This is a genomic window from Lachnoclostridium phocaeense (assembly GCF_959599685.1).
Taxonomy (GTDB): domain Bacteria; phylum Bacillota; class Clostridia; order Lachnospirales; family Lachnospiraceae; genus Claveliimonas; species Claveliimonas monacensis.
In genome coordinates, this window is the sequence record NZ_CAUGIN010000009.1 from 80,455 (window position 1) to 92,098 (window position 11,644).

The 11,644-nt window shown below is 52.3% G+C and carries 12 protein-coding genes and 1 other annotated feature (1 of these 13 cut by a window edge); of the genes, 9 read left to right on the forward strand and 3 right to left on the reverse strand.

All coding sequences use genetic code 11. From position 1 onward, the window contains the following. Nucleotides 1–204: a binding site (T-box leader), on the forward strand; it begins 103 nt to the left of the window's first position. 64 nt (nt 205–268) lie between these two features. The 3 genes from ilvB (at nt 269) to Q5911_RS06055 (ending at nt 3,699) form a co-directional block, all read left to right on the forward strand. Continuing rightward, nucleotides 269–1,990, forward strand: coding sequence for a biosynthetic-type acetolactate synthase large subunit (gene ilvB, locus Q5911_RS06045; protein ID WP_226395253.1), 1,722 nt, complete (start codon nt 269–271; stop codon nt 1,988–1,990). A gap of 16 nt (nt 1,991–2,006) precedes the next feature. After that, nucleotides 2,007–2,516 (forward strand): acetolactate synthase small subunit, encoded by a 510-nt coding sequence (gene ilvN / locus Q5911_RS06050; protein ID WP_076777120.1) that lies wholly within the window; start codon nt 2,007–2,009, stop codon nt 2,514–2,516. Nucleotides 2,517–2,673: 157 nt separating this feature from the next. Continuing rightward, the gene (locus tag Q5911_RS06055) at nt 2,674–3,699 is read left to right on the forward strand and encodes a branched-chain amino acid aminotransferase (protein ID WP_076777122.1); all 1,026 of its coding nucleotides are present in this window, start codon (nt 2,674–2,676) and stop codon (nt 3,697–3,699) included. 73 nt (nt 3,700–3,772) lie between these two features. Here Q5911_RS06055 and Q5911_RS06060 read toward each other — a convergent pair whose 3' ends face one another. Together Q5911_RS06060 and Q5911_RS06065 are read right to left on the reverse strand one after the other, a co-directional pair. Further along, a complete protein-coding gene (locus Q5911_RS06060; protein WP_303181698.1) occupies nt 3,773–4,618 on the reverse strand; it encodes an ABC transporter permease subunit in 846 nt (281 codons plus the stop codon). Continuing rightward, nucleotides 4,612–5,352, reverse strand: coding sequence for an ABC transporter ATP-binding protein (locus Q5911_RS06065; protein ID WP_303181700.1), 741 nt, complete (start codon nt 5,350–5,352; stop codon nt 4,612–4,614). The genes Q5911_RS06060 and Q5911_RS06065 overlap by 7 nt, the downstream gene beginning before the upstream one ends. A 181-nt stretch (nt 5,353–5,533) precedes the next feature. On the opposite strand from Q5911_RS06065, the gene moaA reads away from it, so the two are divergent. The 3 genes from moaA to Q5911_RS06080 all read left to right on the forward strand — a co-directional run bounded on the left by moaA (nt 5,534) and on the right by Q5911_RS06080 (nt 7,852). Beyond that, entirely contained in the window at nt 5,534–6,520 is a 987-nt protein-coding gene (gene moaA / locus Q5911_RS06070; RefSeq protein WP_303181702.1) for a GTP 3',8-cyclase MoaA, read from the forward strand. 4 nt (nt 6,521–6,524) lie between these two features. Further along, on the forward strand, nt 6,525–7,472 hold the full coding sequence (locus Q5911_RS06075; RefSeq protein ID WP_303181703.1) for an MOSC domain-containing protein: 948 nt from the start codon (nt 6,525–6,527) through the stop codon (nt 7,470–7,472). An 86-nt stretch (nt 7,473–7,558) separates the two neighbouring features. Beyond that, entirely contained in the window at nt 7,559–7,852 is a 294-nt protein-coding gene (locus Q5911_RS06080) for a hypothetical protein (RefSeq protein WP_303181705.1), read from the forward strand. Nucleotides 7,853–7,924: 72 nt separating this feature from the next. Here Q5911_RS06080 and Q5911_RS06085 read toward each other — a convergent pair whose 3' ends face one another. Further along, entirely contained in the window at nt 7,925–8,842 is a 918-nt protein-coding gene (locus Q5911_RS06085) for an RluA family pseudouridine synthase (protein WP_303181707.1), read from the reverse strand. A 212-nt stretch (nt 8,843–9,054) separates the two neighbouring features. Between Q5911_RS06085 and hrcA the strand changes: the two genes are divergently transcribed. The 3 genes from hrcA to Q5911_RS06100 form a co-directional block, all read left to right on the forward strand. Further along, nucleotides 9,055–10,098, forward strand: coding sequence for a heat-inducible transcriptional repressor HrcA (gene hrcA, locus Q5911_RS06090; RefSeq protein WP_226395246.1), 1,044 nt, complete (start codon nt 9,055–9,057; stop codon nt 10,096–10,098). Nucleotides 10,099–10,115: 17 nt separating this feature from the next. After that, complete coding sequence (gene grpE / locus Q5911_RS06095) at nt 10,116–10,805, forward strand: nucleotide exchange factor GrpE (RefSeq protein WP_331591913.1); 690 nt, start codon at nt 10,116–10,118, stop codon at nt 10,803–10,805. A gap of 43 nt (nt 10,806–10,848) precedes the next feature. Next, on the forward strand, nt 10,849–11,644 hold a 796-nt coding region (locus Q5911_RS06100; RefSeq protein WP_303181709.1), incomplete at its 3' end, for an Hsp70 family protein.

Sequence of the window (11,644 nt, forward strand, 5' to 3'; positions counted from 1 at the left end):
TGGACCGAACCCGGGCAGAATGTTCTGTGTAACTGCAGTATACAGAGTCCCCCGGCAGTAGACTCCAACGGTATTCCCCCGTTATGGGAAACAGTATCGGAGCGCTGTATGCTTATGTGTGCAGAGAGGTTCCCGTACTGACAGAGTGCAGAGGTACAGATCTCTGAATTTAGGTGGTAACACGGATGAATATTCGCCCTAAGCTTTATGGCTTAGGGTTTCTTTATTCTCTAACCCGTGTTTATGACGGTCATTAAGGAGGTAAAGTATGAAGAAAATTTCTGGAAACAAACTGCTTGTAAAAGCGCTGAAGGAGGAGGGGGTAGACACCATCTTTGGCTACCCCGGCGCCTGTACTATTGATATCAGCGATGAGCTCTATAAACAGGATTACACCAAGGTGATCCTGCCGCGGCAGGAAGTGGCTCTTGTTCATGAGGCGGATGCCTATGCCCGCTCCACCGGAAAAGTAGGGGTCTGTCTGGTGACCAGCGGACCTGGCGCCACCAACCTGGTGACAGGTCTTGCCACGGCCAACTATGACAGTGTCCCCCTTGTGTGTTTTACCGGACAGGTGGCAAGGCATCTCATAGGAAATGACGCCTTCCAGGAAGTTGACATTGTAGGCATTACAAGGAGCATCACAAAGTACGGTGTCACTGTGCGCGACAGAGAAGATCTGGGACGGATCATCAAAGAGGCCTTCTACATTGCCAGAACAGGACGCCCGGGCCCGGTGCTTGTGGATCTGCCAAAAGATGTGATGGGAGAGCTGGGCAGCGCCGAGTATCCCGCCACAGTGAATATAAGAGGCTACAAGCCGAATACCCATGTGCACATTGGGCAGCTCAAGAGGGCCATCAAAATGCTCTCCAAGGCGGAGAGACCTCTTTTCCTGGCAGGAGGCGGCGTCAACATCGCCCATGCGGGGGAGGCCTTCACAGAGCTGGTGGAGAAGACCAGTGTTCCTGTCGTGACTACGGTCATGGGGAGGGGCGCCATCCCCACAAATCATCCGCTTTTTGTGGGAAACCTTGGCATGCACGGAGCCTATGCAGCCAACATGGCAGTAAATGAGTGTGATCTTCTCTTCTCCATTGGAACAAGATTTAACGACAGGATCACAGGAAAACTCCACTCCTTTGCGCCCAAGGCTAAAATCGTGCATATTGATATAGATACATCCGCCATCTCCAGAAATGTACAGGTTGACATTCCCATTGTGGCTGACGCCAAGGAGGCTGTGGATAAGATGCTGGAGTACGTGGAGCCCTGCCAGACGGAAGACTGGCAGAAGGCGATCAGCGGGTGGAAGGAGGAGCATCCTCTGACTATGAAGAAAAAACCTGTGATGACGCCCAAGGATATCCTGGATGTCATCAATGAGATGTTCGAGGAAGCGATCGTCGTGACGGACGTGGGACAGCACCAGATGTTTACTTCTCAGTTTCTGGAGATGACCCCGAAGAAACAGCTCCTTATGTCCGGCGGACTGGGGACCATGGGGTATGGCCTTCCCGGAGCGATTGGCGCCAAGATCGGCAATCCGGACAAAACCGTGATTTCCATATCCGGTGACGGCGGCATGCAGATGAATATTCAGGAGATAGCCACGGCTGTGCTGGAGGAACTTCCTATTATAAGCTGTGTGTTCAACAACAGCGTGCTGGGCATGGTTCGCCAGTGGCAGAAGCTCTTCTACGGCAAGCGCTATTCCATGACATGCCTGCGGTCCGGGGCAGCCTGCCGGGGAAAATGCGGCGAGGTGGAGTGTCCGCCCTACACGCCTGATTTTGTGAAGCTGGCGGAGAGCTACGGGGCCAAAGGCATCCGGGTGACGAAGAAAGAAGAGATCCGCCCTGCTTTCGAAGAGGCGGCCAGGAGCAAAAAGACCCCCTATATCATTGAGTTCCTCATTGACCCGGAGGATCTGGTGTACCCCATGATCCAGCCCGGCGGCACATTAAAAGAAATGATCATGGACTGCTAGAAAGGAGAGAAGGAATATGAGCAACGGAATGAAGAAAAGATGGATATCCCTGTATGTGGAGAATCAGGTAGGTGTTCTCTCCAAGATCTCAGGACTTTTCTCCGGAAAGTCCTACAACATGGACAGCCTCACTGTGGGGACAACGGAAGACCCCACGGTGTCCAGGATGACCATCGCCACAGTCAGCGACGACGAGACCTTTGAGCAGATCAAAAAACAGCTCAACCGGCTGGTGGAGGTCATCAAGGTCATCGATTTTACAGACATTTTTGTCCGAATGAAGGAGATCCTGTACGTGAAGGTGAAAAACTGCAGCGCTGAGGACAAGGTGGAGGCTTTTCAGATCGCGGAGACCTTCAAGGCCAAGGTCATTGACTACGGAAAAGACAGCCTTCTTCTGGAATTTGTGCAGACGGCCACCAAAAATGATGCGGTGATCAAGCTCATGAAGGAGGAGTTCAAGAGCATTGAAGTAGTGCGCGGTGGAAGCGTGGGGATCGAGTCCATCAGCATGATGGAGAGGTAGTCAGTGGAGACGGTCAGCGGACGGCGGGAAGCTGCCTCTCAAATTGATGACAAAAAAACAGAGCGCACTCTTGAATTTTGCGGATGACCGTACTATAATGAAAAAAGATCAAGAAGATAAGCATTGACCAATAAAACACAGAACGGGGGAATAATCCATGGAAAAAAAGAATATCGACTGGTCTAATCTTGGATTTGCTTACATGCAGACCGATAAGAGATACGTTTCCAATTATAAGGATGGAGCATGGGATGAAGGTACACTGACATCTGACGCTAATATCGTGCTCAACGAATGTGCCTGTGTTCTTCAGTACGCGCAGACATGTTTCGAGGGACTGAAAGCCTACACGACGGAGGATGGACACATCGTTACTTTCCGCCCGGATCTGAATGCACAGAGAATGGTTGCTTCTGCTAAGAGACTGGAGATGCCGGCATTTCCGGAGGATCGCTTTGTGGATGCGGTCCACAAGGTAGTGGAAGCGAATGCAGCCTATGTTCCGCCGTATGGCTCAGGGGCTACGCTCTATATCCGGCCGTACATGTTCGGTTCCAACTCTGTTATCGGCGTAAAACCGGCAGAGGAGTACCAGTTCCGTGTATTCACCACACCGGTAGGCCCCTACTTCAAGGGCGGCGCTAAGCCGATCACTATCCGGGTATGTGACTACGACAGGGCAGCTCCCCACGGCACAGGTCATGTAAAGGCAGGTCTGAACTACGCCATGAGCCTGTACGCTATCGTTGACGCCCATGAGAAGGGATTTGACGAGAACATGTACCTTGATTCCGCCACAAGGACCAAGGTGGAGGAGACAGGAGGAGCCAACTTCCTCTTTGTGACAAAAGACAATACAGTGGTCACACCTAAGTCCCCCACGATCCTGCCTTCCATCACAAGACGTTCTCTTCTCTATGTGGCTGAGCACTACCTTGGACTGAAGACAGAGGAGAGGGAAGTCTACATGGATGAGGTGAAAGATTTTGCAGAGTGCGGTCTGTGCGGTACAGCGGCAGTCATCTCTCCGGTTGGAAAGATCGTGGATCACGACAAGGAGATCTGCTTCCCCAGCGGTATGGAGAAGATGGGCCCCACGATCCAGAAGCTGTACGATACACTGACAGGCATCCAGATGGGACACATTGAGGCCCCGGAAGGCTGGATCCACAAGATCTGCTAAGAGATTTCCTGAAAGATAATACGGATAATAAAAAACACTGTGAAGACGTAAGTCTTGCGCAGTGTTTTTTGAATTACTTAATATCCCTCTTCCGAAAGTTGGCTGCCCCGACAAGAGTGGGCACAAGCAGGAAGCAAACTCCCACCAGGGCGGCTCGCAGGAGCGTATTCCTGTCCGGATTCTGGGTGAGGGCTGTCATGCACATGTCCGGCAGGTAGTCTGACAGGGTGACTGTCCTGCCGAGAAAATGGTGGATAAGCATCTCCCCTAAGGTGACCACGAGGGAAGTGAATTCCAGAAAGCAGATGTTGGCAGCCAGAGAGCCCCCGTTTTGCCGGATCAGAAAACTGAACATGACAAAGAGGGACACGTAGGAGGCGCCCAGAAGCAGTTCCAGAGCTCCTTTCAGCAGCAGCTGGGAAGCATAGGAGCCGGATACATCCCCAAAGCCCCAGAGAGCCGTGGCGGTCATGGTGGCAGCCAGGACAAACACCAGGGTGAAGAGGACGGAGGCCAGGATGCCTACAAACAGTTTGGACAGATAGATCTTCAGTCGGCTGTAATTTCGGGAAGCGATGATCTTGACAGTCCCGTTGTTGAATTCGCTCCCGACAAAGAGCGAGATGAGGACAGCCATAAGCAGCGTGGTGTTTCCCGCAAAGAAGGTCAGCATCTGGCTTGAGGTGCTGAGCTGGTCGTGACCTGTGGGAATGCCCTCCACGGACACATTCATGCCTGCGTCGTCCAGGGCGGCCTGCTCCTGGGAGAGCTGGGCTTCTATGGAGTCTCCGGCCAGTTTGTAGGTGAAATCCAGAAGGCAGACAGTGCTGACAGCCAGGAGAATATTGATGATCAGCAGGATCCAGAAATATTTTGCCTTTTTCAGTTTGAAAATGTCACTTCTTATCAAATTTAACATGCCTGTTTACCTCCGATCCTGCTTAAAAAGTAGTCTTCCAGGTCAATCTCCTGGCGGCCGTTTCCTGTGCACCTTCGCCATAGGTCTTCTTCAGTGAACTCATCGATCAGCTTCCCGTGGTGGATGATACCGTACCGTGTGGCGAATTTGGATAGCTCGCCCAGGATGTGGCTGGATACGAGGACCGTAATGCCTCTTTCCTGGTTCAGTTTCAGAATCAGGTCCCGGACTTCCTTCATGCCTTCTGGGTCCAGACCGTTGGTGGGCTCATCCAGGATGAGAAGCTCCGGGTCGTCGATGAGCGCAATGGCGATGGCCAGGCGCTGCTTCATGCCAAGAGAGAAGTTCCGGCATTTTTTCTTTCCTGTGTGGGACAGGCCAACCAGTTCAAGCAGATACTCCGCATGGGAGAAATCATGGAGTCCCTGGAGCTTGGAGAAAGCGATGATGTTTTCATATGCGGTCATGCCGGGGTAAAAGGCCGGTGCTTCTATGACAGTGCCGATCCTGCGGCGACCTTCCAGCAGACTGCCGCTGCCAAAGAGACGGATGCTGCCGTCGCTGGGGGTGGCAAGACCGGTCACCATGCGGATGAGCGTTGTCTTTCCGGCTCCGTTTTTTCCGATAAATCCGTAGATGTCCCCCTTGTATATGGTCATGGACAGATTTTCTACAACGGCTCGGTGGCCGTAGCGTTTTGTGAGGTGGTTTGTCTTTAAGATCACTTGTTCCATGTGAGTGCCTCCTTTGCAGATTTGTATTAATGTATTACTGACATAGTACAATAATATGACAGGACGAATGAAATGTCAAGCATGGCTTGCCTTTTTTTTCGTATGCAGTTAAACTTAGTTCTGGATAAAGACGGTTCTGTAGAAGGCAGGCCGCCGCTTCGCAGGGAGATAGGATACGTTTATGACAGATCAATATGGAAGATCGATCAACTATATGAGAATTTCGGTGACGGACCGCTGCAATCTTCGCTGTGTCTACTGCATGCCGGCGGAGGGAGTAGAGCAGATTTCCCACAGTGAGATCCTCACCTACCAGGAGATCACGCGCATTGCCCGGATTGCCGCCGGGCTGGGGATCACAAGGATCAAGCTGACAGGAGGGGAACCTCTTGTGAGAAGGGAGCTGCACAGTCTGGTGTCCATGCTGACGGCGCTGGATCAGGTGGAGGAGGTGACGCTGACCACCAATGGGATCCTTCTGGGAGAGCAGATTGCACAGCTGGCGGCAGCAGGAATCCAGGCTGTGAACGTCAGCCTGGATACGCTGGACCGGGAACAGTACCGTGCTATTACAAGGCGAGACGGGCTGGAGAAGGTACTTGCCAGCCTGGAGAAAATGAAAGAATTTCCCCGGATACGGGTAAAGCTCAACTGTGTGCCCCTTGCGGGAGACAGCCAGGAGCAGTGGTGCAGCCTGGCAAAGCTTGCAAGAGACCGGGAGATAGATGTGCGTTTTATCGAGATGATGCCGATGGGCCTGGGGAAAAATTTCCCTTTGTGCAGCCAGGAGGAGGTACTCCGGAGCCTGCGGGATACATTTGGATCGGAAAAGAAGGCAGACAGCAGGGAGGCTCCGGCGGGGAATGGCCCTGCCTCTTACGTGACCTTTGAGGGATTCCGGGGAAGGATCGGGTTTATCAGCGCCCTTTCTCACAAGTTCTGCGGCGAGTGCAACCGGGTCAGGCTGAGTGCGGAGGGGTTTTTAAAGCCCTGCCTTCAGTATGCGGAAGGGGCGGATCTGCGGCGGCTCTTGCGGCAGGGGGCGTCTGACCAGGAGATCCGATCGGCGATCCGGCAGACGGTCTGGGAGAAGCCGGCCTGCCACCAGTTTGGTCGGGCTGCGGAAGAGGGAACAGAGCAGAAGAATATGAACAGGATTGGAGGATAAGAAGTTGAGCAGACTTTTGGAGATATGCATCAGCAAAGAGCGGGGGACGGTCAAAACTCCTGTGGGAGAGGCGGTCCTCAGAGAGGACTGGGGAATTGAGGGGGATGCCCATGCGGGAAACTGGCACCGCCAGGTGAGCCTTCTCTCTTTTGAAAAGATCGAGGATTTCCGCAGGAGGGGGGCGGAGGTAGATCCGGGAGCCTTCGGGGAAAACCTCATTATAGAAGGGATGGACCTGCGGGCACTTCCGGTGGGAACCCGCCTTATGGTGGGCGGTGAGGCTGTCCTGGAGCTGACCCAGATCGGAAAAGAGTGCCACAGCCACTGCGAGATCTACAGGCGCATGGGGGACTGCATCATGCCCCGGGAGGGGGTGTTTGCCCAGGTGATAAAGGGGGGACGCATCCAAAAGGGAGACCAGGTGCAAGCAGAGATGCCTGCGCCGGACCTTCCTTTTACCGCGGCCGTGATCACCCTCAGTGACAAGGGAGCTAAAGGGGAGCGGGAGGACAAGAGCGGCCCGCTGGTGGCGGAGATGCTGGAGAAGGCGGGCTATGAGGTCAAAGAGCAGCTGCTCCTGGCTGACGGGGTGGAATCTCTGAAGAGCCAGCTCATCCGTCTGGCTGACCAGAGGCAGGTCCATGTGATCTTCACCACAGGGGGCACCGGTTTTTCGCCCAGGGATCTGACACCGGAGGCCACCATCGCCGCCTGCGACCGGATGGCTGACGGGATCGCGCAGGCCATACGGAACTATTCCATGTCCATCACCCCAAGGGCTATGTTCAGCCGGGCTGTGTCCGGCATCCGCGGCGGGACGTTGATCGTCAATCTCCCCGGCAGCCCCAAGGCGGTGAGAGAGGCGCTGGACTATCTTCTTCCTCATTTGGACCATGGATTGGAGATTCTGAGGGGGACGGCCCGGGAATGTGCCCGCGATCACGAAAAATAAAGAGAAAATTCCCGCTTGTCTTTAGCGGCAGATGAGAGTAAACTGATGCTAGAACGACAGCCCGGGCAGGGCAGGAGGAGAGAGAGATGAAGATTTACGACACAGTAAAAAAGGAAGACGTGGAGATCGCTGATTACAAGGACCTTATCAAGATCATGCAGGATGGACGCCAGGTGGATCTGTACTTGAAGGAGAAAAAGTCGGATGAGGACGGGTACATGACCTGGGATGTGGAGCACTGGTCCAGCATTGCCCCCAAGCGCTTTATCCGCTGCTATTCCCTGGAGGGAAGAGTATTGGGAGAGTCTACCGGACACAATATCTATGATCTGGACAATGCTTTTAAGCCTGAGGAGGCTGCAAAGATCGAACTGAGCTAAAAGAGCGTGCAGAAAGCGGACGTGCAAAGAGAAGATCCCGGAGAAGAGAAAATGGTTCCGGGGTCTTCTTTTTCACTCTTGTGAAGCTGGAGAGAACGATGTGACCCGGAGCACTTTCTGCATATCCTCCGGAAGAGGGGCAGTGAATTCCATAGGTTCCCCGGTCATGGGATGGGGAAAGGACAGCCGGTGGGAGTGGAGAGCCTGCCGGCTGATGTGCGTCATATCCGGATTGTAGAGGTAGTCTCCAATGAGAGGATAGCCCAGATACTGCATGTGGACCCGGATCTGGTGGGTGCGGCCGGTTTCCAGCTTCAGTTTTACAAGGCTGTGGGGGCCGTAGTGCCCCAGCGTCTCATAGTGAGTGACTGCCTCTTCCCCCTTTTCAAAATCCACCATCCGCTCGATGATGGAGGTGCCCTTGCGGGCTAAAGGGGCACAGATGGTGCCGGCGGAGGGGAATACGTGTCCGGATACAATGGCCAGATACTCCCGCTCCAGGATCTTTTCTGCTGTCATGGTGGAGAGAATGCCGGCGCTGACCAGGTGCTTTGCCACCACAGTCAGGCCGGAGGTATCCCGGTCCAGCCGGTTGGAGCAGCGGAAGATGAAGGGTTTGCCCTGCTCTTTGTAGTACCATGCAAGGGCATTTGCCATGGAATTGGTGTAGTTGTTCATGGAGGGGTGTATGGGCATGCCTGCCGCCTTGTTGATGACGATGATATCTTCATCTTCATATACGATATCCAGGGGCAGATGTATGGGCGGTATTTTCCCGGAGACTCCGGTCTCGTGGATCTGGACTCTCAGGGTGTCTCCTGTCTGTACCTGTCCGCGCATATAAGCATGTACACCGTTTACAAGGATGCTCTGGGGCATCCTTTTTATGACAGAGAGATTCTGGCGGGAGTAGCCTTTTCGCCTGAGAACCTGTTCCACCCGTAGGCCGTCTTCTTCTTTTCCTATTATATAGTCGATGGTTCTGTCCATTTTTGTCCTTCCTTTCAGGCAGAATCTGGCCGCATGGGCCAGGTCAGAACTAGAGTATAGCATATAAAATAAGAATTTTCATAAATTTCACGTAAAGTGTAAAAAAATTATAAATCCTGTTGACAAACAAAAACCAGAGTGATACATTAGTAACCGTAGAGATTAGCACTCGTACCAAATGAGTGCTAACAATAAAAAAGGAGGCAGCCAGGATGCAGGTCAGAGACGGACTGGGTGAGAGAAAACTGAAAATTCTTCATGCGATCATCCAGAACTACCTGGAGACAGGGGAGCCGGTAGGTTCCAGGACCATTTCCAAGTACACGGACCTGAATTTGAGCTCTGCGACGATCCGAAATGAGATGGCGGATCTGGAAGAGCTGGGATATATCCTGCAGCCCCATACATCAGCGGGAAGGATTCCTTCCGACAAGGGATACCGCCTATATGTGGATATGCTGATGGAGGAGAAGGAACAGGAGCTTAATGAGATGCAGGAGCAGATGCTGGACAAAGCAGACAAGATGGATCAGCTCCTGAAGCAGGCCGCAAGAGTTCTGGCGGCGAACACCAACTATGCGACCATGGTTTCCACTCCCATGAACAGCGCCAACAAGCTGAAATTCATTCAGCTCTCCCAGGTGGACGATGAGCAGATCATTGCGGTGATCGTGCTTGGAGGAAATGTTATCAAGAACAAGATCATCAATGTAGATGAGCCGCTTGGCAATGAAAATCTTCTGAAGCTGAACATGCTGCTCAATACCACACTGAACGGTATGTCCATTGAGGAGATCAACCTGGGACTGATAGCAAGGCTGAAGGAACAGGCGGGCATCCACAGCGCGGTGATCAGCGATGTGCTCGATGCGGTGGCAGATGCCATCCAGTTAGATGAAGACATGCAGATCTACACCAGCGGGGCCACGAATATTTTCAAATATCCGGAGCTCAGCGACAAGAAGAGCGCACAGGAGATCATCAGTGCCTTTGAGGAAAAGCAGCAGCTCACAGAGCTGGTTACCCAGACTCTTTCCCAGGAAGACAACACAGGCATCCAGGTGTATATCGGAGACGAGACACCGGTGCAGACCATGAAAGACTGCAGTGTCGTCACAGCTACGTATGAATTGGGGGACGGCATGAAGGGAACGATAGGTATCATCGGCCCGAAGCGTATGGATTACGAACATGTGTTAAAATCGCTGAAACACCTGCAGGGTGAGTTGGATGCGATTTTCCATAATAAAGAATAAGAAAGGTGGATGGACCCTTGGAAGAAAATAAAAACAGCAAAGAAGTAAATCAGGAAAAAAGCCAGGAAGATATGGTAAAAGAGGCTGTGGAAGAGGCCAAGAAGACCGCTGCCCAGCAGGAAGATCAGGGCGAAGGCGGCGAATCCTCCGCAGAAGACGCGGAGAGAGCTGAGAAAGACAGCACAGAGAGCCCGAAAGAGGATGACGAGGAAGTTTCCTCCGAGGAGGAAAAGACCGAGGGAAAGAAATTTTTTGGCAGAAAGAAGAAAGATAAAAAAGATGAGAAGATCGAGGAGCTGACAGATAAGCTCACAAGACAAATGGCTGAGTTTGATAACTTCCGCAAGCGTACAGAGAGGGAGAAATCCCAGATGTATGAAGTTGGAGCGAAAGATATCATAGAGAAGATCCTCCCCGTTGTGGACAGCTTCGAGAGAGGGCTGGATGCAGTGAAAGAGGAGGAGAAGGACCACCCCTTCATGCAGGGCATGGATAAGGTGTACAAACAGATGATGACCACACTGGCAGAGATTGGTGTCAAGCCGATCGAGGCAGTGGGACAGGAATTCAACCCGGATTTCCACAATGCAGTGATGCATGTGGAGGATGACAGCTTTGGTGAGAACATTGTGGCTGAAGAATTCCAGAAAGGTTACATGTACCGTGACAGTGTTGTGAGACACAGCATGGTGAAGGTGGCCAACTAAAAAGCAAACAACGAAATTTAAAATATAACAGGAGGAATTAATCATGGGAAAAATCATTGGTATTGACTTAGGTACAACAAACAGCTGTGTCGCCGTTATGGAAGGTGGACAGCCGGTAGTCATCGCTAATACAGAAGGCGCAAGAACCACACCGTCTGTAGTTGCATTTACAAAGACGGGAGAGCGTCTGGTAGGGGAGCCTGCAAAACGTCAGGCAGTTACAAACGCTGAGAAGACAATTTCTTCTATCAAAAGAGAGATGGGATCTGATTACAAGGTATCCATCGACGGAAAGAAATATTCTCCGCAGGAGATCTCCGCTATGATCCTTCAGAAGCTGAAAGCTGACGCAGAAGGATACCTCGGAGAGAAAGTGACAGAGGCTGTCATCACAGTTCCTGCTTACTTCAACGATGCTCAGCGTCAGGCTACAAAAGATGCCGGCAAGATCGCAGGCCTGGATGTAAAACGTATCATCAACGAGCCTACAGCAGCAGCCCTGGCATACGGCCTTGACAATGAAAAAGAGCAGAAGATTATGGTATATGACCTCGGCGGCGGTACATTCGATGTATCTATCATCGAGATCGGCGACGGTGTCATCGAAGTTCTCTCAACAGCTGGAAACAACAGACTGGGCGGTGATGACTTCGACCAGAAGATCACAGACTATATGATCTCTGAGTTCAAGAGAATGGAAGGTGTTGACCTTTCCACAGACAAGATGGCTCTCCAGAGATTGAAAGAGGCGGCTGAGAAAGCAAAGAAAGAGCTCTCCTCCGCTACAACAACAAACATCAACCTTCCGTTCATCACAGCTACAGCTGAGGGACCGAAGC